This window comes from Stenotrophomonas sp. 05L413 (genome assembly GCF_056397945.1).
In genome coordinates this window covers 1,072,451-1,095,812 of the sequence record NZ_JBFTOL010000001.1, presented here as the reverse complement: position 1 = coordinate 1,095,812, position 23,362 = coordinate 1,072,451, and the positions used below count along the sequence as shown (strand labels likewise).

General features: G+C 67.7%; 16 protein-coding genes. 9 read left to right on the top strand and 7 right to left on the bottom strand.

The window, feature by feature from the left end:
- Positions 1–412: 412 nt before the first annotated feature.
- Genes phbB through AC1DIQ_RS04785 form a run of 3 tightly spaced genes read right to left on the bottom strand, consistent with a single transcriptional unit; the run spans position 413 to position 3,729 of the window.
- Positions 413–1,153: an acetoacetyl-CoA reductase gene (phbB, locus tag AC1DIQ_RS04795; protein WP_088432597.1), complete on the bottom strand. Its 741-nt coding sequence runs from the start codon at positions 1,151–1,153 to the stop codon at positions 413–415.
- 25 nt (positions 1,154–1,178) lie between these two features.
- The gene (locus tag AC1DIQ_RS04790; RefSeq protein WP_070473693.1) at positions 1,179–2,507 is read right to left on the bottom strand and encodes a CitMHS family transporter; all 1,329 of its coding nucleotides are present in this window, start codon (positions 2,505–2,507) and stop codon (positions 1,179–1,181) included.
- A 40-nt stretch (positions 2,508–2,547) separates the two neighbouring features.
- Complete coding sequence (locus AC1DIQ_RS04785; protein WP_478049498.1) at positions 2,548–3,729, bottom strand: OprO/OprP family phosphate-selective porin; 1,182 nt, start codon at positions 3,727–3,729, stop codon at positions 2,548–2,550.
- A 156-nt stretch (positions 3,730–3,885) separates the two neighbouring features.
- Between AC1DIQ_RS04785 and AC1DIQ_RS04780 the strand changes: the two genes are divergently transcribed.
- The 4 genes from AC1DIQ_RS04780 (at position 3,886) to AC1DIQ_RS04765 (ending at position 7,844) form a co-directional block, all read left to right on the top strand.
- Positions 3,886–4,584: a response regulator transcription factor gene (locus tag AC1DIQ_RS04780; RefSeq protein WP_282260424.1), complete on the top strand. Its 699-nt coding sequence runs from the start codon at positions 3,886–3,888 to the stop codon at positions 4,582–4,584.
- Positions 4,574–5,956, top strand: a complete 1,383-nt coding sequence (locus tag AC1DIQ_RS04775) for a sensor histidine kinase N-terminal domain-containing protein (RefSeq protein ID WP_461770254.1) — start codon at positions 4,574–4,576, stop codon at positions 5,954–5,956. Before AC1DIQ_RS04780 ends, AC1DIQ_RS04775 begins: the two co-directional genes overlap by 11 nt.
- Positions 5,953–7,005 (top strand): ABC transporter substrate-binding protein, encoded by a 1,053-nt coding sequence (locus tag AC1DIQ_RS04770; protein WP_152154233.1) that lies wholly within the window; start codon positions 5,953–5,955, stop codon positions 7,003–7,005. The genes AC1DIQ_RS04775 and AC1DIQ_RS04770 overlap by 4 nt, the downstream gene beginning before the upstream one ends.
- Positions 7,006–7,193: 188 nt before the next feature.
- Positions 7,194–7,844: a LuxR C-terminal-related transcriptional regulator gene (locus tag AC1DIQ_RS04765; RefSeq protein WP_259259176.1), complete on the top strand. Its 651-nt coding sequence runs from the start codon at positions 7,194–7,196 to the stop codon at positions 7,842–7,844.
- Positions 7,845–7,854: 10 nt separating this feature from the next.
- Here the strand turns inward: AC1DIQ_RS04765 and AC1DIQ_RS04760 are convergent, their stop codons facing one another.
- Positions 7,855–10,506, bottom strand: coding sequence for a hybrid sensor histidine kinase/response regulator (locus AC1DIQ_RS04760; protein WP_461770252.1), 2,652 nt, complete (start codon positions 10,504–10,506; stop codon positions 7,855–7,857).
- A 56-nt stretch (positions 10,507–10,562) separates the two neighbouring features.
- Entirely contained in the window at positions 10,563–11,729 is a 1,167-nt protein-coding gene (locus tag AC1DIQ_RS04755) for an OprO/OprP family phosphate-selective porin (RefSeq protein WP_152154237.1), read from the bottom strand.
- Positions 11,730–11,990: 261 nt separating this feature from the next.
- Between AC1DIQ_RS04755 and AC1DIQ_RS04750 the strand changes: the two genes are divergently transcribed.
- Positions 11,991–13,340, top strand: a complete 1,350-nt coding sequence (locus tag AC1DIQ_RS04750) for a dicarboxylate/amino acid:cation symporter (RefSeq protein WP_478049497.1) — start codon at positions 11,991–11,993, stop codon at positions 13,338–13,340.
- Between the two features lie 199 nt (positions 13,341–13,539).
- The gene (locus AC1DIQ_RS04745; RefSeq protein WP_121039652.1) at positions 13,540–15,831 is read left to right on the top strand and encodes an NADP-dependent malic enzyme; all 2,292 of its coding nucleotides are present in this window, start codon (positions 13,540–13,542) and stop codon (positions 15,829–15,831) included.
- Between the two features lie 447 nt (positions 15,832–16,278).
- On the opposite strand, the gene AC1DIQ_RS04740 is transcribed toward AC1DIQ_RS04745, so the two are convergent.
- Positions 16,279–16,977 carry a basic secretory protein-like protein gene (locus tag AC1DIQ_RS04740; protein ID WP_478049496.1) on the bottom strand — a complete coding sequence of 233 codons (699 nt, stop codon included), beginning with the start codon at positions 16,975–16,977 and terminating at the stop codon, positions 16,279–16,281.
- Complete coding sequence (locus tag AC1DIQ_RS04735) at positions 16,974–20,324, bottom strand: GH92 family glycosyl hydrolase (protein ID WP_478049495.1); 3,351 nt, start codon at positions 20,322–20,324, stop codon at positions 16,974–16,976. The genes AC1DIQ_RS04740 and AC1DIQ_RS04735 overlap by 4 nt, the downstream gene beginning before the upstream one ends.
- A gap of 386 nt (positions 20,325–20,710) precedes the next feature.
- On the opposite strand from AC1DIQ_RS04735, the gene AC1DIQ_RS04730 reads away from it, so the two are divergent.
- From AC1DIQ_RS04730 to AC1DIQ_RS04720, 3 genes are read left to right on the top strand one after another with little or no spacing between them, the layout of a single operon-like run.
- Positions 20,711–20,908 carry a zinc-finger domain-containing protein gene (locus tag AC1DIQ_RS04730; protein WP_019183790.1) on the top strand — a complete coding sequence of 66 codons (198 nt, stop codon included), beginning with the start codon at positions 20,711–20,713 and terminating at the stop codon, positions 20,906–20,908.
- A 15-nt stretch (positions 20,909–20,923) separates the two neighbouring features.
- Positions 20,924–22,036, top strand: coding sequence for a glycosyltransferase (locus AC1DIQ_RS04725; protein ID WP_478049494.1), 1,113 nt, complete (start codon positions 20,924–20,926; stop codon positions 22,034–22,036).
- Entirely contained in the window at positions 22,017–23,342 is a 1,326-nt protein-coding gene (locus tag AC1DIQ_RS04720; RefSeq protein ID WP_478049516.1) for an O-antigen ligase family protein, read from the top strand. Before AC1DIQ_RS04725 ends, AC1DIQ_RS04720 begins: the two co-directional genes overlap by 20 nt.
- The last annotated feature ends 20 nt before the right edge of the window (positions 23,343–23,362 follow it).

Below are 23,362 nucleotides of genomic sequence, written 5' to 3'. Positions count from 1 at the left end.
GGCAAGCGGTCCAAGCAGGCCAAGCAAGTCAACGAAGCGAACGAATCCAAGCAAGCCAAGCCAATGCAACGGCGGCACCAAGCGCCGGCTTTTTCGTTGCGCACCAGCTCACTGTCAAAGGGTAGGCACGGGTGGGTTGGCGGGACCGTGTGTTGCCATGGATGGCAACACACGAGCTTACATGGACGTACTTGCAGCGGGTCCCGCCAACCCACCCGTGCCTGCCCAGCGCGACACGGGCCTGCAGTCCGGCTTTTGCCCCACCGTTGCAGTTGCAGTTGCTGTTCCCATTGCCATTGCAAGTAGCCCAGCCCCCCGAACGCCTGAAGGCAAAAAAAAAGCCGCGATGCCAACCAGCATCGCGGCTCACCTCGTGGGGGAGGCCACGCATCACGTGGGATGCGCAAAACCGTCAGAACATGTGCAGACCACCGTTCACCGCATAATCCGCACCCGTCACATACGCCGCATCATCGGATGCCAACCACGCACACAGACTCGCCACCTCCTCCGGCTTGCCCAGCCGCCGGATCGGCACCGAACCTGCCAGACGATCCAACACATCCGGCGGAAAACTACTGATCGACTGACTCGCGATGTACCCCGGCGAAATCGTATTCACCGTCACACCCCGCGTCGCCACCTCATTGGCCAACGCCCGGCTGAAGCCATGCATCGCCGCCTTCGCCGTCGCGAAGTTCACCTGGCCGATCTGGCCCTTGTGCGCACTCACCGAGCCGATGTTCACGATCCGGCCCCAGCCGCGCGTGCTCATGCCATCGATCACCTGCTTGGTGATGTTGAACAGCGCATGCAGGTTCGAGCCCATCACCGCGTTCCAATCGTCCGGACTCATCTGCCGGAACAGCACATCGCGGCTGCCCCCGGCGTTGTTGACCAGCACATCGATCTCGCCGACCTCGGCCTTCACCTTCGCGAACGCCGCCACGGTCGACGACCAGTCCGCCGCGTTGCCTTCCGATGCGATGAAGTCAAAGCCGAGTTCGCGCTGCTCGCGCAGCCAGGCGGCCTTGCGCGGGGAATTGGGTGCGCAGCCGGCCACCACGGTGTGGCCGTTGCGGGCCAGTTTCTGGCAGATGGCAGTGCCGACACTGCCCATGGCGCTGGTGACGTAAGCGATGCGAAGAGTCATGGCGGAACGCTCCTTGGTAGGCGGATCAGGACGCAAGCGGATACAGGCCGAACAGCAGCCCACCGAACATCAGCAGCATCGAAATGGCGATCGCCCACTTCAGGGTGAACTTCTGGTGGTCGGCGAACTCCACCTTGGCCAGGCCGACCAGCAGGTAGGTCGAGGGCACCAGCGGGCTGAGCAGATGCACTGGCTGGCCGGCCAGCGAGGCGCGCGCCATCTCCACCGGGGTGATGCCGTAGTTGCCGGCCGCTTCGGACAGGATCGGCAGTACGCCGAAGTAGAAGGCGTCGTTGGACATGAAGAAGGTGAACGGCATCGAGGCCAGCGCGGTGATCACCGCCAGGTACGGCCCCCAGCTGTCGGGGATGATCGCCAGGAAGCTGTGCGACATCGCCTCGACCATGCCGGTGTTGTTGAGAATGCCGGTGAAGATGCCCGCCGCAAAGATCAACGAGACCACCGACAGCACGTTGCCGGCATGGTTGACCACGCGGCGGCGCTGCTCGGCCAGGTTCGGGTAGTTGATCACCAGGGCGATCGCGAAGCCGACCATGAACAGCACCGGCATCGGCAGCACACCCAGGATCAGCGCAGTCATCAGCGCGATGGTCAGGCCCAGGTTGACCCACAGCAGCTTCGGGCGCTTGGTGTCCTCGGCGTCTTCCACCGTCGGCAGCGTGTTGCCATCATCGGAGACGCTGTTGTCCATCCAGCTGCCGCCCTGGGGCAGGGTAACGACGCCCAGGCGGCGGCGCTCCTTCATGCCCAGGTACCAGGCCAGCACCAGCACGCCGGCGCAGGCGATCACCATCGAGGGGATCAGCGGCACGAACACGTCGGCCGGGTCCACGTGCAGCGCGGTGGCGGCGCGGGCGGTCGGGCCGCCCCACGGGGTGAGGTTCATCACGCCGCCGGCGAGGATGGTCACGCAGGTCATGTTCAACGCGTTCATGCCCAGGCGCTGATACAACGGAAGCATCGCCGACACGGTGATCATGTACGTGGTCGAGCCATCGCCGTCGAGCGAGATCAGCATCGCCAGGATGGCGGTGCCGAGCACGATCTTCATCGGGTCGCCCTTGACGAAGCGCAGGATGATCCGCACCAGCGGATCGAACAGGCCCGCATCGATCATCACCCCGAAGTACAGGATGGCGAACATCAACATCACGCCGGTCGGCGCGATCTTCTTGATGCCTTCCAGCATCATGTCGTCGATGCCGGCCGCGAAGCCGCCGATCAGCGCGAACAGGATCGGAATGGTGATGAGGGCGACCAGCGGCGAGAGCCGCTTGCTCATGATCAAGTACATGAATGTAATGACCATGCCAAAGCCGAGGATGCTCAGCATCATCTGCATTCTCCAGAGGAAACGGTGCGGAAAGTGGGCATCAGAAGTCGTACTGCAGGCGGCCGGTCACCGCGCGGGTGCGATCCACGGTGGCGTCGGCCAGGCGGTCGCGGTTGCGGCTTTCGATCAGGTTGAGCATGAAGCGCAGGTTCGGGCGCATGTACCAGTTGCCACCCAGCGTCCACGCCTCGGTCTGTCCGTCGCGCAGGTCGGGCTGGCCGATCAGGTGCTGGTCGCCCCGCATCTGGTCATAACGCAGCGCCAGTTCGAACGCGCCGGCGGTGTGCTGGAAATCCTTGACCCGCCCGAAGCGCCCGGTCTTGCGGTCGTACACGCGCGATTCGCCGGTGACGAACCAGCTGAGCATCCCGTAGCCGGCCAGGACCTTGCCGCGCTGGCTGCCGTCGTCGAACGTGGCGCCGCTGAACTCGCCCTGCCAGGACAGCGGGCCACGCACCTGCGCGTACTCCAGCGACCACTTGTTGACGTCGGTGTCGCGGCCGGCCGAGAAATCGACCAGGGTCAGGCGGCTGTTGTCGGACAGATGACCGGCCGGGCGCGGGCGGACGCGCAGGGCAGGCACGCCGTCCGTGCCCGGGTTGTCGTAGCGCTCATGCGCCAGCGACAGGCCCAGGTGCAGGACATCACCGGCCGTGGCGCCGGGTGCCCAGGTGGCGCGGCCACCGGCGGCGCGGCCCTTGACCTGCCATGCGTCGATGCTTTCCAGGCTGTACGCGCTGGCAGCCCAGGTCATGTCGCCGCGCGCAGCCTGCCAGGACGCGCCCAGCCGGTACAGCGGTGCCAGCGTGGTGCCGGCATTGCCGCGCTCCAGGAAGCTGCCGTAGTTGGAACTGGTGCGGTCATCCAGCGAGAAGAACTGCTTGAACTGGCCCACGGTGAGCTTGCCGGCATCGCCGAAGCTGCGGCTGACGAACACATCCTTGGCCTCGACCCGATCACCGGAGAAATCCGCTTCCAGCTTGTAGTCGACGGCGAAGAACCTGCCGGAGACATCCACCCAGGCGCGGCGGATCTCGGTGTCGTCCTTGTTCGGGGTGCCGCGACGGTCGTTGTCGAAGTCGGCGAAATCCAGGTGCAGGCGGCCGCCCAGGGTCGCGGTGACCGGCCGGTCGTCATCGCTGTCGTCGGCGGCCCAGGCGGGCGCGGCCCACAACAGCGTGCAGGCGGCCGGCAGGCACCAGCGCAGTGCGTTCAGTTCCATGGACCCTCCCAGGTACCGGATGTTCGGTGATGACGCGATGGCGCAGCCTAGTGCCGGGATGCTGTCATCCACCTGTCAGCCAGTGCTGCACCGCAGCGAAGCGCACGGCGGGGCTCGCACGCGCTAGCATTCCCGCACCTTTTCCGATCCCGACCGATGCGCATCCTGCTGGTGGAAGACAACCCGGACCTGGCCGACGCGATCGTCCGCCGCATGCGCCGCAGTGGCCATGCCGTGGATTGGCAGAGCGATGGGCTGGCGGCGGCGAGCGTGCTGCGCTACCAGTCGTTCGATCTGGTCGTGCTGGATATCGGCCTGCCCAAACTGGATGGGCTGCGCGTGCTGGCCGGCATGCGCGAGCGCGGTGACAGCACGCCGGTATTGATGCTCACCGCACGTGATGGCATCGAGGACCGCGTGCAGGCACTGGACGTGGGCGCGGATGATTACCTCGGCAAGCCGTTCGATTTCCGCGAGTTCGAAGCGCGCTGCCGTGTGCTGTTGCGGCGTACCCGTGGGCAGGCCAGCGAGGTGGTGCAGATCGGTGGCTTCCAGTTCGACAACGCCGCGCACCGGGTCAGCCTGGACGGTCAGCCGATCGAGCTGCCGAACCGCGAATACCGGCTGCTGGAGATCCTGATGGGCCGGCTCGGGCAGGTGGTCGGCAAGGACGAGATCGGCAACGGGCTGTTCGGCTTCGATGACGAGGCCGGACCCAACGCCATCGAGCTGTATGTCGGGCGCCTGCGCCGAAAGCTGGCCCAGGCACCGCTGCGGATCGTGACCGTGCGCGGCAGTGGCTATCTGCTTGAGGCGCACGATGCGGCGGCCGAGGGCAGTCCCGATGGTGACTGAGGCGCGCGCGCCATCCTCGATCCGGCGCACGCTGTGGCTGTACCTGGGCGGGTTGATGGCGCTGTTCGCCGTCGCCTTGTTCTTTGGCGCGCGTGACTATGGCCAGCGTGCCGCCAACCGCTCCTACGATCACCTGCTGGTGTCCTCGGCGTTGTCGATCGTTGATTCGGTGGCGCTGGTGGACGCGCAGTGGCAGGTCGATCTGCCGTATGCCGCGCTCGATCTGCTGGCGATGGCACCGGAAGACCGCGTGTTCTACCGCGTCTTCGATGCGCGCAACCAGACCGTGACCGGCTACGACGACCTGCCCGCGCCGCCGCGCACGCCGACCGATCGCCCGCAGTTGTTCGACGCCCCCTACAGCGGTGAAACGGTGCGCTTCGTGGTGGTCTCACGACGGGTCTCATCACCCTCCGCGCAGGCGGAGGTGCGTGTGCAGGTGGGGCAGACCCGGCGGGCGCGCGAGGCGCTGGCACAAGATATGGTGACCCGCGCGCTGGTGGCGATCGTGGTGTTGTCGCTGTTGTCGCTGGCCTTGGTCGCGCTGGGGGTGCACCGTGCGCTGCGCCCGCTGGTGAGGGTCGAACGCGAGTTGTCCAGACGCGAACCCTCCGACCTGCGCCCACTGGATGCGACCACACCGCAGGAGATGGACCAGATGGTCGGCGCGCTGAATCACTTCATGGGCCGGCTCTCGAACAGCAATGAAACCCTGCGGGCGTTCATGGCCGAGGCGGCCCATCAGATGCGCACCCCGCTGGCCGCGCTGCGTGCGCAGGCGCAGTTGGCGCTGGACGACGAAGACCCTGAGGACATGCGCCGCAGCCTGGAGGCGATCGAGCGCAATGCCACGCACATGAGCCGGTTGCTCAATCAGTTGCTCAGCGATGCCAGCGTGATCCATCGCGCCAACCTGCAGCGTTTCGCACTGGTTGACCTGGCCGAGATCGCGCACCAGGCCCTGCACGAGGCGGTGCCACAGGCATTGCCGGCCCCCCGCGTGCAGCTGGCGGTGACCCGCGATCCGGCGTGGGTCAACGGCGATGCACTGCTGCTGCGCGAAGCGATCAAGAACCTGATCGACAATGCGCTCAAATACGGTGGTGACGGCGCGTTGCAGTTGGCCCTGACCACCGAGGAGCGCCACTGCGTGTTGACCATTGCCGACCATGGCCCCGGTATTGCCCCCGCCGATGCCGAGCGCGTGTTCGAGCGCTTCGCGCGGGGCGAAGGCGCGGCGGCCGGAGGGGCGGGGCTGGGCTTGGCGATCGTCAAGCGGGTGGTGGACAGCCATGGCGGCTGCATCGATCTGTCCAACCGGGTGGGCGGCGGCCTGATCGCCACCATCCGGCTGCCGAGGAGGCACGCATGAACGTTCTGACCGGTCTGCTGCTGATGGTGGTCGCTGTCACTGCATCCGCCGATCCCGGCGACGTGCAGCGCTTTCCCGCGCAGGGCACGCCGACCGCGCAGCTGCGCATCCACGGTTCCACCGATATCGAGGTGTTTGCGACTGTCATTGCCGATTACCAGCGGCTGCACCCGGGCACCGAGATCATCTATGAGGACGTGATCGCGCAGGAGATGTACGCGCGCTACCTGCGTGACCGCAGCAGCCCGACCGCACCGGACATGCTGATCAGCAGCGGCATGGACCTGCAGACCAAGCTGGTCAACGACGGGCATGCGCTGTCGCATCGCTCGGCACAGACTGATGCGCTGCCCGCGTGGGCGCAGTGGCGGCACGAGGCGTTCGGGATCAGCTACGAGCCGGTCGCGATGGTCTACAACACGCGCATGCTGCCGGCGGCGCGCGTGCCACATACACGCCGCCAACTGTTGGAGCTGTTGCGTGCGCCGGATGCACCGCTGCTGGGCCGGGTGGGCACCTACGACGTGCAGCGCAGCAGCGTCGGGTATCTGCTCGCTACCCAGGATGGTCAGCGCGGCAGCATGGCCGGCGCGCTGCTGGGCGCACTCGGCGACAACCGGGTGCAGCTGGAGGAGCGCACCGGCGTGCTGCTGGACCGGGTCAGCAGCGGACAACTTTCGCTGGTCTACAACGTGCTGGGATCGTATGCGCAGGCCCGCATCGATGCCGGTGCACCGTTGGGCATCATCGAGCCGGAGGACTACACCCTGGTGATGCTGCGTACTGCGGTGATTCCGCGTGGCGGCCAGCACCCCGGGGAAGCCCGCCGGTTCCTGGACTACCTGCTGTCGCCCCGCGGGCAGCAGGTGCTCTCGCGCGAGGCGCGGCTGATGCCGATCCTGCCGGCGGCGGGCCAGCGCCGGGGGGCGTCGCCAGAGCGCAGCTACCGCCCGATCCAGCTCGGCCCGGGCTTGCTGGTGTACCTGGACGGGCTCAAGCGGCGCCAGTTCCTGGACGCGTGGCGCGGCAGCATGCAGCAGGGACGGTGAGGCCGACAACGGCCTCGCCGTCCCTGCTGCCCTCGCATTCCACCTCAACCCCGCGCCGTTGGCGCGCCCCCTTCAACACGAAGGGGGCTTTTCTCCAGACGCTCAACGTGTGTAGGCAGGGTTGGGTTGGCACCTCGGGGATGCTGGGGATGCCTCCGCTGGCCGTTTAACCTCATTACAATCGGCGCATGAGTGACATCACCGTTCTGGTCGCCGACGACCATCCCCTGCTGCGTGCCGCGGTCGTGCATTCGCTTCGCCAGGCGCTGCCACAGGTCACTGTGATCGAAGTGGCCAGCGCCGCCACGCTGGAGACAGCGCTGGACCAGCATGCGGAGATCGAGCTGGTCCTGCTGGATCTGACCATGCCCGGTGCACGCGGGTTCTCCTCGCTGCTGCATGTACGCGGTGCGCATCCCGACGTGCCGGTGGTCATCGTGTCCTCCAACGATCACCCGCGGGTGATCCGGCGTGCGCAGCAGTTTGGTGCGGCCGGTTTCATTCCCAAGTCTGCCCCGGCCGAGACCCTGGGCCAGGCGGTGGCGGCGGTGCTCGATGGCGGGGTGTGGTTCCCGGCGATGGCGGCCGAACGCTCCGAATCCGATGCGCTGCTGGCCACCCGCCTGGCGCAGCTCACCCCGCAGCAGTTCCGCGTGCTGTTGTGCCTGGCCGATGGCCTGCTCAACAAGCAGATCGCCTACGAGCTGGGCCTGGCCGAGAACACGGTCAAGGTGCACGTCACCGCGATTCTGAAGAAGCTGGAATGCCACAGCCGCACACAGGCGGCGGTGCTGGTGAAGGCCCTGGAGCCGGAAGGGGATGCGGGCGCAGGGGTCTAGCGGCGCGTGCTCAGCTGCGATGCCGTAGCAGCAGCTGTGTCATCAGGGCCCGCAGCGCGGGCGGGCGCACCGGCTTGGACAGGAACCCCCAGCCGTTTTCCGCGGCCTGCGCGCGCAGCGCATCGTCGCGCTCTGCGGTGACCAAGATCACCGGCGGGCGCGCGTGCCACAGGTCGCACAGTTGTTCGTACAGGTCTGGTCCGTGCCACTGGCCCATGCGCACATCCAGCAGCAGGAGCTTGGGCACATTGAACGCCGAGGCGATCTCGAGCGCGGCCTGCGGCCCATCGGCCAGTTCCACCTCACAGCCCCAGCGCTCCAACAGCGCGCGGGTGGCGGCGCAGACGCGCGGATCATCGTCGATGCTCCAGACCCGGCAGTGGCGCAACGGACTGTCATCGCCGCTATCGACCACCGGGGCGACCGCGGGCGCCGGTGCGGCCACCACGTCCGCTGCCGCCCCCAACGGCAGGCTTATCGAGAACACACTGCCGCGCCCCAGGGTGGAACGCAGCCGGATCGGATGGCCGAGCAGACGGCCGATCCGCTCCACGATCGCCAGACCCAGCCCGGCCCCGCGTTCCTGGTCTACACCGTCATCCAACCGGCGGAATTCTTCGAAGATCTCGCTCTGCAGGCTCTCCGGTATACCGGGTCCCTGGTCGTGCACTTCGATGCGCAGCTGATCGCCATCACGGCGGCAGCCGAGCAACACGCGGCCGCGCGGGGTGTAGCGCAGCGCGTTGGAGAGGAAGTTCTGCAGGATGCGGCGCAGCAGCGCTTCATCGCTCACCACCACGGCACGCGTATCCACCCAGTGCAGCTGCAGGCCGCGGCTGTCGGCGGCCAGCCCGAACTCGCGGGCCAGCGTTTCCAGCAGCGGTGACAGTGCGAAGGGGCGCACATGGGTCTGCAGCGCGCCCGATTCCAGCCGCGAGATGTCCAGCAGGCTGTTGAGGATGGCGTCCTGCGCGGCCAGTGCGGCATCCACGTGCTCGCTGAGCTCGCGGGCGTCACCCTGCAGCTTGCCGCGCAGCACTGAGACGAACATCCGCGCCGCGTTCAACGGTTGCAGCAGGTCGTGCACGGCCGAGGCCACGAAGCGCGATTTGTAGCGGTTGGCGCGCTCGGCTTCCCGGCGCGCTTCATCCAGATCGCGGGTGCGCTCGGCCACGCGATGCTCCAGCGCATCAGCCAGCGAGCGCAGCTCGCGTGCGGTGTTCTTGTAGGCAGTGATGTCGGCATAGCTGGTGACGAAGCCGCCATCGGGGAGCGGGTTGCCGCGGATCTCCAGCACCGTGCCGTCGTCCTTTTCGCTCTCGCGCATGTGCGGGCGGCCGCTGCGCAGATGGTTCAGGCGACGCTCGATGGCTTCATCGATCGGCCCCGGGCCGAGCAGGCCGCGGCGTGCGTTGTAGCGGAATATCTCCTCGATCGGCCGGCCGACCCGGATCAACCCGGTCGGGAAGCGGAACAGCTCCAGATACCGTGCATTCCAGGCGACCAGCTTCTGCTCGTTGTCGATCACCACCACGCCCTGCGGCAGGTGCGCCAGGCTGCGGCTGAGACCGCTGTCGGCCTGTTGCGCTGCCTGCAGCACGCCACCCTGGGCGGTGCGCAGTTCCTGCGCGTGCTGCTTGAGCACACTCTCCAGCTCGCGTCGGCTGCGCTGCCGGTGCGCGGCCAGGCGCCGGCGCTGCTGCACGAACAGGCCCAGGAAACACAGGGCCAGCCAGATGCCGCCGGCGGCCAGCGCAGCACTCCGGCCGACCGCGGCACTGGCGCTGGCGTCATGCAGCAGGTGCAGCTTCCACTGCGGCTCGTTCAGCGCCAGGGTCTGCCACAGCACCGGCCGTGGCAGCGCAGGCTGCTCCACGCGGACCATGCGCCCGCCATCGGCCAGTACTTCCACGGTGCGTGCCTGCAGGGGTTGCAGTGAGCGGTCCGCGTACTGGCGGGTGGCGAGCATCTCGTTGCGTTCCTGCGGGCCGAGCGGGCGCAGCAGCCGGTAGCGCCAGGCATCGCCGTTGGCCAGGAACACCACATCGTGGGCATCGGTGGCCAGCACGATGTCCGGGCTCTGCAGCCACTCCTGTTCGAGCGCGCGCAGTTCGATCTTGATCGCGACCACGCCCAGCACGCTGCCGCCGGCGTCGTAGATCGCCTGGGAGAGGAAGTAGCCCGGCACGGCCGTGGTCATGCCGATGCCGTAGAAGTGCCCGCTGCCGCGCGCCATCGCCTGCTGGTAGTAGGGGCGGTAGCTGTAGTCCTCGCCGACGTTGCTGGTCGGCTGGTCCCAGTTGCTGGCGGCCACGGCAATGCCGTGCCGGTCGATCAGGGTCAAGGTGGAGGCGCGGGTGACATTGTTGGCCTGGGCCAGCTTGAGATTGAGCCGCTGTCGTTCGGCGGCGCTCAAGGGGTGCGAGACCGCCTGGTGCAGGTCCGGGTCGAGCGCCAGCACCTGCGGCAGGGTGCCGAAACGATCAATGCGCTGCTGCAGGGTCTGGGCATACAGCCCGAGCTGGCGGCGGACCTGCAGGCTTTCATCGTCCAGTGCCCGCTGCTGGGCATAGCGCCCGGCCAGCAGCGCGCACAGCGCCGTGCCGCCGAGCATCAGGACGATGAGCAGCAGCCAGGGACGATAGCGGGAGACGCGGTACATGCCGTCAGTCTAGGCAGGGCAGGGCGGACGCGCATCAACGCGTCCGCCGGGCGGGCTCAGAAGTGCATCTGGGCACGCAGCTCGAAGATCTCCGGCTGGCTGCGCACGCCGCGACGGCTGGCGTCGACCTTGACGTAGTTCGCCTGGAACTTGAAGTGCGAGGTCAGGTACCAGTTGGCGCCGATGGTCCAATCGTGCTGGCGGCCGCCGAACACGTCGGCATCGTCCAGATCGATACGGCTGTAGCGCGTTACCAGCTCCACCGCGCCGTAGTCGTGGGCCGGCTTGACGTTGGCCACGGCACCGGCGTTGTACGGGCGCGATTCGCCGGTCAGGATCCAGCTGGCCATCGCGTACTGGCCGTTGCCGGTGTAATCCGGCTTGCCGTCACGGCTGACCGTGGTCTGCAGCGCTTCGCCCTGCAGCGAGAACGGGCCGCGGATCCAGATGCCTTCCAGGCCGGTACGCACGATCTTGTCGGCGGTGATCAGTGCGCCGGAGTCGACCAGACGGATATCGGTCAAGCCGGCTTCGGGGCGCGCGCGCAGGCGGGCACTGGCCGGGTGCGAGACATCGCGGCCATCGCGGTAACCGCGTGGGTTTTCCTGCGAATAAGCCAGGCCCAGGTGCACGACGTCGCCCGCGGCCTTGACCGGGGTCCACACCGCACGCACGGCCTGGGTAGTGCCGGGGTTGTCGCCCTGCAGGTCCTTGCCGCCATAGGCGCCGGCCTGCAGCAGGTACTGCGGGCGCTCCAGCACCCATTCGGCACCGGTGCGGCGGCCTTCGTAGAACGCCTGCACGGGCAGGGCGGTCTCCAGGAAGCTGCCGGCGCGCGAGGAGGTGCCGGCATCCAGGCCGACCGGGGTCTTCATGTAGCCGAAGCGGAAGCGGCCGATGTCGCTGCCGAAGAAGGCCTTGCTTTCCAAGCGCACGAACACATCGAGCCAGGTGTCGGCCTGGAAGTCGTAATAGACCATGGCGTCGTACACGCCCTTCTTCTTCAGGGTCGCGCCGAATTCCTTGCGGCGCACGGCGTCGGCATCGTCGATGCCACTGCCGCCGGAGAAGTCGTTGAGGTCGTAGGCAATGTTGGCAGTGGCTGCCAGCTCGGTACCGTCACTGAAGGTGGTCTTGGTCGGCCAGTTGTCCCAGTCGGCCGCGGTGGCGGCGAGCGGGGCGGTGGTCAGGGCCAGGGCGATGAACAGGGGCGTAGGGCGCATGGGCGGTAGCTGCTAGATAAGGGTGGGGCAGAACAACAACGGCCGCGAACGGCAAATCTGTGGGTCTCTCCCCCTGATCCGCTGCCGGGCCACCCGCCGCCGTGGGGGCGCGGTGCCTGGGCAGTGTAGGCAGTCCGGTCAGCTGAACCGGGGGGCTAGTACCAATAGGTTATCTGCGTTGGCGAGATGCGGGCGTAAAAAGGCCACGCCAGATGCCGCCCAGCGCGGCCGGCATCCTTCGTGACACTGCCGGAGCTTTCCATGCACGTTCCCACCACCGCCCCGCTGGCGGCCAAGCCGCTGCCGTTCTACCGCCAACTGTATTTCCAGGTGGTGGTGGCGATCGTTCTCGGTGCCATCCTCGGCCATTACGAGCCGGCCTTCGCCGAATCGCTCAAGCCGCTGGGCGACGCCTTCATCAAGCTGGTGAAGATGATCATCGCCCCGGTGATCTTCCTGACCATCGTCACCGGTATCGCCGGCATGACCCACCTGCGCACCGTGGGCCGGGTCTTCGCCAAATCGATGGCCTACTTCCTGTTCTTCTCCACGCTGGCCCTGATCGTGGGCATGGTGGTGGCGCACGTGGTGCAGCCGGGCTCGGGGATGAACATCAACCCGGCCGATCTGGACCAGACCGCGGTCAACGGCTATGTGCAGAAGTCGCATGAGCTGACCCTGGTCGGCTTCGCGCTGGACATCATCCCGGCCACCCTGGTCAGCGCCTTCGTCGAAGGCAACATCCTGCAGGTGCTGTTCGTGGCGGTGCTGTTCGGCATCGCGCTGGCCCTGACCGGCGCCAAGGGCCGCCCGGTGCTGACCTTCCTGGAGGCGCTGACCGCCCCGGTGTTCCGCCTGGTCCACATCCTGATGAAGGCCGCCCCGATCGGTGCGTTCGGCGCGATCGCCTTCACCATCGGCAAGTACGGGGTCGGCTCGCTGGTCAACCTGGCCTGGCTGGTCGGCTCGTTCTACCTGACCGCCTTCCTGTTCGTGGCGGTGATCCTGGGCGTGGTGTGCCGCCTGTGCGGATTCTCGGTGTTCAAGCTGGCCCGCTACCTCAAGGCCGAGCTGCTGCTGGTGCTGGGTACCTCCTCCTCGGAATCGGCGCTGCCCTCGCTGATGGAGAAGATGGAAAAGGCCGGCTGCAGCAAGTCCGTGGTGGGCCTGGTGGTCCCGACCGGCTACTCGTTCAACCTGGACGGCACCAACATCTACATGACCCTGGCGGCGCTGTTCATCGCCCAGGCGACCAACACCGAACTGACCCTGGGCCACCAGATCGCCCTGCTGCTGGTGGCGATGCTCAGCTCCAAGGGCGCCGCCGGCGTCACCGGTGCCGGCTTCATCACCCTGGCCGCCACCCTGGCGGTGGTGCCGGAAGTGCCGGTGGCCGGCATGGCGCTGATCCTGGGCGTGGACCGCTTCATGAGCGAATGCCGCTCGCTGACCAACTTCATCGGCAATGCGGTGGCCACCGTGGTGGTCTCGCGCTGGGAAAACGCGCTGGATCGCGACCGCCTGGCGATGGTGCTCGATGGCCGTGAGGCCGAGCTGCCGCCGCTGGTCGTGGCCGACCTGCCGGACACGCTGCCGGCCCCGGCGCACTGAGCCCGATGACCTGATTGTGTGGTGCATGGTCGTGCCGTTCCTGCCGGGGCGTCACGGCCATGTTTTATTTTGAAGGCCCGGTGCGCGGTGCTGGAATATGTGCGGTTGCAGCATGACCGCGACAGCGTAGCGACAGGTCCGTCCACGCCAACGGGGGTATGATCCCCTGTTCCTCTCGCCCATTCATCTGCAGAAAGCGATGTCCAACGAAGATTTCAAACAGGCAGCCCTCGACTATCACCGGCTCTCGCCGCCCGGCAAGATCAAGGTCACCGCGACCAAGCCGATGTTGACCCAGCGCGATCTGTCGTTGGCGTACTCCCCGGGCGTGGCGCACGCCTGCGAGGCGATCATGGCCGACCCGCAGCAGGCCAGTGAACTGACCGCCCGCGGCAATCTTGTCGCCGTCATTTCCAACGGTACCGCCGTGCTGGGCCTGGGCAACATCGGCCCGCTGGCCGGCAAGCCGGTGATGGAAGGCAAGGGCGTGCTGTTCCAGAAGTTCGCCGGCATCGATGTGTTCGACATCGAGATCGATGAAAACGACCCGGACAAGCTGGTCGACATCATCGCCTCGCTGGAACCGACCTTCGGCGGCATCAATCTGGAAGACATCAAGGCACCGGAATGCTTCATCGTGGAGCGCAAGCTGCGCGAGCGGATGAACATCCCGGTGTTCCATGACGACCAGCACGGCACCGCGATCATCGTCGGCGCGGCCGTGCTCAACGCCATGCTCGTCACCGGCAAGAAGATCGAAGACGTGAAGCTGGCCACCACCGGCATGGGCGCAGCGGGTATCTCCTGCGTCAACATGCTGGTCTCGCTGGGCCTGAAGAAAGAGAACATCCTGGCCTTCGACCGCGACGGCGTGATCCACACCGGCCGCACCGATCTGGACCCGGAGAAGGCGCGTTACGCGCGTGATACCGACAAGCGCACGCTGGCCGAGATCGTCGATGGCGCGGACATCTTCCTGGGCCTGTCGGCCCCGGGCATCCTGACCGCGGACATGGTCAAGACCATGGCCAAGGATCCGGTGATCTTCGCGCTGGCCAACCCGACCCCGGAAATCATGCCGGAAGTGGCCCGTTCGGTCCGCCCGGACGCGCTGATCGGTACCGGTCGTTCGGACTACCCGAACCAGATCAACAACGTGCTGTGCTTCCCGTACCTGTTCCGCGGTGCGCTGGATGTCGGCGCGACGGCGATCAACGAAGAAATGAAGATCGCCTGCGTGCACGCGATCGCCGCGATGGCACGCCGCGAGGCCAGCGACCTGGGCTCGGCCTATGGCGATGAGACCCCGAGCTTCGGCCGTGACTACCTGATTCCGCGTCCGTTCGACCGCCGCCTGCTGGTGGAGCTGTCGGCTGCCGTGGCGCAGGCCGCGATGGATTCCGGCGTAGCTACCCGTCCGGTCGCCGACATGGGCGCCTACCGCGAGAAGCTGGCCCAGTTCGTCTACCGCACCAGCCTGATGATGAAGCCGGTCTACGACCGCGCGCGTTCGGACAAGCAGCGCGTGGTGTACGCCGAAGGCGAGGAAGAAGTGGTGCTGCGCGCCGTGCAGAACGTGGTCGATGAAGGCCTGGCGCAGCCGATCCTGATCGGTCGCCCGGACGTGATCGAGGCCCGTGTCGAGCGCCTGGGCCTGCGCATGAAGGCGGGTGTCGATTTCGACATCACCAACATCAACGACGATCCGCGTTTCAACGAGTACTGGCAGTACTACCACAACCTCACCGGCCGTCGTGGTGTGACTGTGGCTGCGGCCAAGAACCTGATGCGCTCGCGCCCGACCCTGATCGCCGCAGTGATGGTGGCGCGTGGCGAAGCCGACGCGATGCTGACCGGCGTGGTCGGCCGCTTCCACAAGAAGCTCGGCTACGTGCGCAGCGTGCTGCCGCTGGAAGCCAAGGTGACCTCGACCTCGGCGATGACCGGCGTGATCAACCAGCAGGGCGTGTTCTTCTTCGTGGATACCCACGTGCAGGAAGACCCGACCGCCGAGCAGATCACCGAAGCCACGCTGCAGGCGGCTTACCGCATGAAGCTGTTCGGCATCGAACCGAAGGTGGCGCTGCTGTCGCACTCCAACTTCGGCAGCCACGACTCCAAGGACGCGCTGAAGATGCGGGCGGTCCGCGAGATGCTGCTCAAGCGCAACCCGCGCTTGAACGTGGATGGCGAAATGCAGGGGGATACCGCATGGGATGAAGCCCTGCGCCAGAAGCTGCTGCCCAACAGCACGCTGAAGGGCCGTGCCAACCTGTTCGTGCTGCCCAACCTGGAAGCGGCCAACATCGCCTACAACCTGGTGCGCGTGTTCACCGACGGCGTGGCGATCGGCCCGATCCTGATGGGCGTGGCCAAGCCGGTGCACATCCTGACCACCAGCGCGACCTCGCGCCGCGTGCTCAACATGACCGCCATCGCGGCCGTGGATGCGCAGATCCGCAAGCAGCTGGAGGCGGAGAAGAACGCGTAAGGCGTTCTTTCCTCCTCTGAGTTGCCAGAACGCGCCCTTCGGGGCGCGTTCTCGTTTCGGGCAGCGAAACCGGTAGCTGCCGACCGTTGGTCGGCAGGCCATGTTTGCCTTCGGCCTTCGGCCTGCGGTCGTTGTGGTGCGTGCATCTGCCACACACGCGCCGCACGGCGGTCACCGTCCTGCAACGTCCCAAGCGCCCAATACCCCTACGCGGCCCGGCCGTGGCGGCGCTCCGGTGGGGGCGTCGCCACCCTGGGCCCGACCAGATCCTCCACGATCAGCCACGGGAACGGTGTCATGCGCCATCGACGCACGAAGCGGTATTTCCAGCAGCTATTCGCGCTCTACGCCGGGTTGGTCGGCGCGCGCTGAAGACGGCACCGTTGGGACCGGTAGTGCCGGCCGCTGGCCGGCTCCTGGCAGACGCCGACCGGCCACAGACAGTAATCAGCGTGTCTGCACGTACTGCGCCCACAAGGCCGGCAACGCCACGCCGCTGAGTGTTTCCCACAGCGCCGGCGTATAGCGGCCCTCACGCAGGGCACCATCCAGCGCCTTCACCAGCCCGGGATGCTGTGCCTCGCTCCAGGCCAGGAACGCACCGGTCACCCGGTAGCCCGTATCGACGTTCTGCTCCGGTTTGACCTGCGTCGGCAATGCCCAGCCGGCTGCGGCGTTGTCCTTGCCGTAGCGGTCGCGGGCGTAATCGGCGATGCCTTCCACCAGCCAGCCCGGCACGCGCGCATTGGCGTACTCCGGGTAGCCCTGCACGATGTGCATCGCCTCGTGGGTGACCAGATCGATGTCGCCCGGGTGCGTGTGCAACCAGGCCGGGTTGATCGTGATCGTCGCCGCCTGCGCCTTCTCACCGACAAAGGCGATGCCGTCGTAAGCCGGGTCGATCACGATGCCGACCTGCGTCGGTGCGGCCGGATGGAAATCGGCGCGCTCGCGCAGATACGCGCCGAAGAAGGTCTCGATGATGCGCTCGCGCACCGGCGCGGCCAGCGCATCGCTGGCGTCGCGGTAGTGCAGGGTCACGTCCTCGCGGGTCTGCGTGGTCTCGAACGCGTGCGCATCGGCGAGCCCGGCGGTGACGAGCACGGCGGTCAGCAGGCAACGGGGGATCGGCAGGGCAGTCCTCATCGCGTCGCCGCCGGGGCGAGCAGTTCGACTTCCGCCAGTTGCAGGCGACCCGGTGCACCGATGCGCAGCCGGTACTCGGCGTAGCGGCCCGGCTGGGCGATGCGGAACGGTCGCGTCTGCATTGCCCAGGCGAAGGCTTCGCCACGTCGCTGGTCGACCTGCACCCAGCGGCCACCGGTGGTGCGTGCCTCCAGCGTCCACTCGCCACCGCGGATCGGGCCGTTGCCACTGGTCAGTGTGTACATCGCGGGCGTACCCGCTGCGACATTGCTGAAGGTGATCGTGCTCGAGCCGCCCAACGGCAGTGCCGTGGCCGCATCGTCATCGATCAGCGCGGCGGCCGCGCGGCCATCGCCGAGCTGGGCGGTCGCGCCGCTGCCCAGAAGATCATGCAGCAGGGCCGGCTGCTGGCCGCGCGCGGTCAGCGAGCGCGGTGCGTCGTCCGGGCCGGTACCCCAGCGCGAGGGCTCCGGGCCCATGACGAAGTCCAGCGTGGCGCCCTTGGCGAGCAGCTCGTGTGGCAGCCAGGTCTTGGTCCACGGCGTGCCGTTGACCTTCAGCGACTGCACGTAGATGTTGGTGGCCGAGTTCTCCGGCGCGTTGACGGTCAGCACCGCGCCGCCCTGCAGCGCCACGCGGGCATGGCGGAACAGCGGCGAGCCGATCACGTACTCCGGTGCGCCCATGCGCAGCGGGTAGATGCCCAGCGAGGCGAACAGGTACCACGCCGAGGTCTCGCCGTTGTCCTCATCGCCCGGGTAGCCCTGGCCGATCTCGCTGCCCAGGTACAGGCGCGAGAGGATCTCGCGCACATGCTGCTGGGTCTTCCACGGCTGCCCGGCATACAGGTACATCCATGGGATGTGGTGGGCCGGCTGGTTGCTGTGCGCGTACATGCCCATGCGCACATCGCGCGCTTCGGTCATCTCGTGGATGGTGCCGCCGTAGGAGCCTGCAAACGCCGCATCGGCGGTTTCCGGCGTGGCGAAGAAGGTATCCAGCTTGGCCGCCAACTGCGCGCGGCCGCCGTACAGGGCCGCCAGGCCTTCACCGTCGTGCGCGGCGGTGAAGGCGAAGGTCCAGCCGTTGGATTCGGTGTAGTCATGGCCCCACACGCGCGGGTCGTAGTCCTTGGCGTCCAGACGCCAGCTGCCATCCGGCTTGCGACCCTGGAAGAAGCGTGCGGCGGGATCGAACAACGTGGCGTAGGTGCCGGCGCGGTGACGGAAGTAGTCGGCCTCGGTCGCATAGCGTTCGCGCGCAGCCGGCGTATCGGCCTGCTTGGCCAGGACCTCGGCCATGTTGGCCACGCCGAAATCGTTGAGTGCGCCTTCCATCGTCCACGACATGCCCTCATGCACGTCGGCAGTGGCATAGCCACGGAACGTGGAACGGTCCATGCCCTTGCGCCCGACATGGCGGTCCGGCGGCACCACGGTCGCGTTCTTCAGCGCGGCAGCGTAGGCCTCCTGCGGGTCGAAGCCACCGATGCCCTTCAGCCACGCATCGGCGAAGGCCACGTCCGAACTGGTGCCCACCATCAGGTCGGCATAGCCGGGCGAGGACCAGCGCGCGACCCAGCCACCGGCGCGGTACTGCTCGATGAAACCCTGCACCAGCGCGCCGGCGTCGTCCTTGGTGAACAGCGCATAGGCCGGCCAGGTGGTGCGGAAGGTATCCCAGAACCCGTTGTTGACGTACACCTTGCCGTCGCGCACCGGCGCGAAGCTGCGCGTGGCGCTGCCGTCGGTGTTCTCATCCGAGGCGCTGGCCTGGCTGGCGTAGCGCCAGTCCGGTGCCGCTGCGGTGCCGGCGTTCTCATGGCCGGAATTGGGATAGAGGTAGAGGCGGTACAGGTTGGAGTACAGCGTCGTCTTCTGGTCATCGCTGGCATCGCCCACATCGAAGCGGGCCAGGCGCTGGTCCCACGCTTCCTGCGCGCGCGCGGCCACGCGATCCACATCGTCGTTGTCAGCCACTTCCAGTGCGAGGTTGTGGCGCGCCTGCTCGACCGAGATCAGCGAGGTGGCGATGCGCATGGTGACGCGGCGCTCGGTACCCGCATCGAACTTGATGTAGCCGGTCGGGCGGCCGGTCTTCACCGTGCCGCTGCTGCGCCACGGGCGGTCGAAGCTGGCCACCACATACATGCGGGTGGCACCGGTGGACAGGCCACTGCGGGTATCGGTATAGCCGGAGAGTGTCTGTGTGCCCGCATCCAGCGTCAGCCCGCCGCGCGCGTCGACGTTGTCGAACAGCAGGTTGGCATCACCGCCTTCGGGGAACGCGAAGCGGAACACCGCGGCGTGGTCGGTCGGTGCGATCGAGGCGGCGATGCCGTTGTCGAAGCGCACGTCATAGCGGTACGGGCGGGCCTGCTCGTTCTCGCGCGAGAAGCTCAGCGCACGCTTGCTGCGGTCGGCTTCGGGCACGCCACGGGTCGCCGATGGCATCACCTGGAAGGTCTGGCGGTCGCCCATCCACGGGCTGGGCTGGTGGCTCAGCGCCAGCGCCTGCAGGCGGGGCCGGTTGGCCGCATCGTTCTGTTCGTTCCAGCGATACAGCCAGGTCAGTGAGCCGGCGTCGGTCACCGGTGTCCAGAAATTGAAGCCGTGCGGCACGGCGGTCGCCGGGAAATTGTTGCCGCGCGAGAAGGTGCCATTGGCCTGCGTGCCGCGGGTGGTCAGCACCCAGTCCGAGGGGCGCTGCGGCGCGCTGCGCGGTTGCGCGTCCAGGCGGACATCGTCGATCCAGCCGGCCACCGGCGCGCCATCGGCGTTGGCCACCTCCAACTCCAGCGCGACCACGCGACGCCCGCGCAGCGCCGGGGTATCGCCCAGGCGAACGGCTTTGCGCGCCCACTGCTGCGGGTACAGCGTCTTCGAGTCGCCCTGCGCACGCGCACCCAGCGCCACGCCGTGGTGATCGCGCGCAGCGCTGGCCGAGACCCGGGTGCCGTCGTCGAGCACCAGATCGAGCGAGACGTAAGTCGAGGCCACGGTGTCCTTGCCGACGATCTCGGGCAGCACCAGCCAGGACAGGGTGGTATCGGCTTCGATGGCCAGGTCGGTCGTGAACAGCTGGCGGCGCGCCTTGCCGCCGGCGCTGGCGTAATGCAGTGCATGCAGGCCGCTGTAGCCGACGCCGGGCTTGGCGGCATAGGGCGCCGCCGGCCCGGTGCCGATCCGCACCTGCAGCGCGTCGTCGCCGGCGGCCGGGGCGGGCTGACCCGGCTCGAACGAGGTCTGCAGGCCCTGCGCGGCAGCCGGCAGGGCGATCAAGGCGCAGGCCAGGGCCAGGGCGAGCGGAAGGGCACGGCGGGCGGGGCGCAGGTCGGACAGGGTCATGCAAGGGTCTCCCGGGGAGGGCAGGCGGCAGGCAGGACCCGCATCGATGGCCACGGCGGACGGCGTCGCCCCAGCCATCGGCAGACGGCAGGATAGAGGCGATGCATGTCCGGTGGGGGTCGGGCAGGCGATCGGGTCGATGATCAGTACCCGTTGATCCTGCATCACGACAACTGGCTGTGACAAGTGCAATTAGTTCGATCTAAATACGGCAAATTCGTTTCATTTCGAAATATTGACAATGGATTTGGATCGATTTAAAAGGTCCGGTGGTTCTCCCCCCGGATGGCCAGCGCTTCAACCTGGCGCCCTCCGCTCCAGCGGCCTTCGGCGGCCGCCAGATGCTAGAATCGGCGGTCTCGCAACCCCCTTTGTGTGTCCACGCCATGAGCCATACCGCCACCGCGCCCGCCAATGCCGAGAAGCGTTACACCGTGCACCGCAGCGATCTGCCGCTGAGCTGCCCGACGCCGGAAATGGCGCTGTGGAACTCGCACCCGCGCGTGTACCTGCCGATCGAAGACGAGCCCAACTGCGAGGCCGCGTGCCCGTACTGCGGCGCCGTGTTCGTGCTCGCCGACTGATCCGCGGACGACACTGTGCGCCGACTGACCGTGGTGCAGCTGCTGCCGGCGCTGCACTCCGGCGGGGTCGAACGCTCCACCCTTGAGATCGCCTCCGCCCTGGTTGCCGCCGGCCACCGGGCCATCGTCGTGTCCGCCGGTGGGCGCCTGGTCGAGCCCTTGCTCGCCAGTGGCGCCGAACACCTGACCCTGGACATCGGCCGCAAGTCGCTGCTGACGCTGCGCCATGTGCTGACCCTGCGCAATCTCTTCAACGAAGTGGGCGCGGATATCGTGCACGCGCGTTCGCGGTTGCCGGCCTGGCTGGGCCTGTACGCCGTGCGCAACCTGCCGGCGGCCACCCGCCCGCACTGGGTCACCACCGTGCACGGGCTCAACTCGCCGGGTCGCTACAGCGCGGTGATGACCAGCGGCGAGCGCGTGATCTGCGTGTCCAACAGCGTGCGTGAGTTCGTGCGCACGCACTACCCCAGCGTGCCGGCCGAGCGCCTGCAGGTGATACCCCGTGGTGTCGATGTCGCGCAGTTCCCGCGCGTGGGCCGGCAGGATCGGCGTGCGCGCCTGGCCGTGGCCAAGCAGCATCCCGCGCTGGCCGGCGAGGCACCGTTGCTGTTGCTGCCGGGCCGTGGCACCCGCCTGAAAGGGCATCGCCACGCGCTGACGCTGCTGGCCGGACTGCACGCTGCCGGCGTGCCGGCCACTCTGTGGATGCCAGGCACGCGCGAGCCCGGCCGCGAATCCTATGTCGCCGAGCTGGACGCCCAGGCGCGCAGTCTCGGCGTGTTCGATGCGGTGCTGATGACTGCGCCGACCTCACGCATCGCGCAGGCCTATGCGGCCAGCGACCTGGTACTGCAGTTGTCGGACAAAGCCGAAGCGTTTGGCCGCACCGTGGTCGAAGCGCTGTCGGTGGGCCGCCCCGTGCTGGGCTGGAACCATGGCGGCGTCGGCGAGTTGTTGACTCAGCTGCAACCCTCCGGCGCGGTACCCTTGGGCGACGCCGATGCACTGCTGGCGCGCGCGCAGCAGTTGCTGCTGCAGCCGCCCTCACTGCCGACGCGGATCCCGTTTACCTTGCAGGCGATGCAGCGTGACACGCTCCAGCTCTATACCTCCCTCATCGGCTGAGCCCACCGTCCTTCCCGGTTCACCGGGCTCCCGCGCGGGCCGCTGGGCGCCGTGGTGGGTGATTGCGTTCGTCGCCTTGTGGCCGCTGCCCGGGATCGCCGAGGGCGTGCTGGTGCTGGGTGCGCTGTACGCAGCGGTGCGCATGGTGCAACTGCGCCTGCTGGGTAAGCAGCGTCTGCTCAGCAGCCCTGCGTGGGCACTGACCAGCATCCTGTTCCTGGGCTACTGGCTGCCGCAGGCGTTTTCCGCCTTCGATGCGATCGACCCCGGCACCGCGTGGCGCAAGGCGGCTGCCGGCCTGCGCTATCTGCCGTTCATGTGGCTGGTGGCCATTGCCGTGGCGACCCCGCAGCGGCGCGCGTTGACGCTGGGCGGGCTGGCGCTGATCACCGGCCTGTGGACCGTGGATGCATTGGCGCAGGCGATCATCGGCAGCAGCCCGCTGTTCTGGTCGATGGACCAGCTCAAGTGGGCGGTCAGCGGTCACGGGCTGTGCTCACCGCAGGAGATGGCGGCGGTGGATCGCCTCAGCGGCGTGCTCGGCCCGTGCAACCTCAAGTTCGGCCAGGTGCTGGCCAGCCTGTCACCGTTCCTGCTGTTCGCCGCCGCACGGCGTGCCGGCATTCTCGGCTGGTCACTGGTGGCCGCCGCGGTGGGTGTCGTGCTGGTCCTGGCCGGTTCGCGCGCGGCGTGGCTGACCTATGCACTGGTGCTGGTGTTCTCCGGTTGGCGGCTGATCGGTGTGCGCGGGCTGCTGGCCTGCGTTGCGGTCGGCGCGGTGGCGGCGGTGGCACTGGCGGTGACCGTGCCGCAGGTAGGGGACCGCATCGCGCGTACCGCAATGGCGTGGGAAGGCGAGAACGACGGCGTCAATCAGGCATTGTCCGGCCGGGCCCAGATATGGGCCGCAGCAACCTGCATGATCGAGGAGCATCCGATCAACGGCGTCGGTGCGCGTGGTTTCCGCGACGCTTACCCCGCGTGCAATCCGGACCCGGCCGCCCGGGAAGTGTGGGGCGCCGGCCCGGCCCTGCACGCGCACCAGATCGTGCTCGAGATCCTCGCCGAAACGGGCATCCTCGGCCTGCTGCTGTGGTTGGCGGCCGTGGCCCAGGCGTGGCGCGCGTGGCGTTTTGCACCTCCCGAGGCGCGTGAGCGCGCGCGCCCGGCGATGCTCGCGCTGGCGGTGACGGTGTTCCCGCTCAACACCCACCTGGCGTTCTATTCGACCTTCTGGGGCGGCCTCACGCTGCTGCTGGCCGCGCTGTATGCGGGCAGTCTGTTGGCGAAGGATGAGGCCCAGTAGCGTCGCAGAGGCCCGTCAAG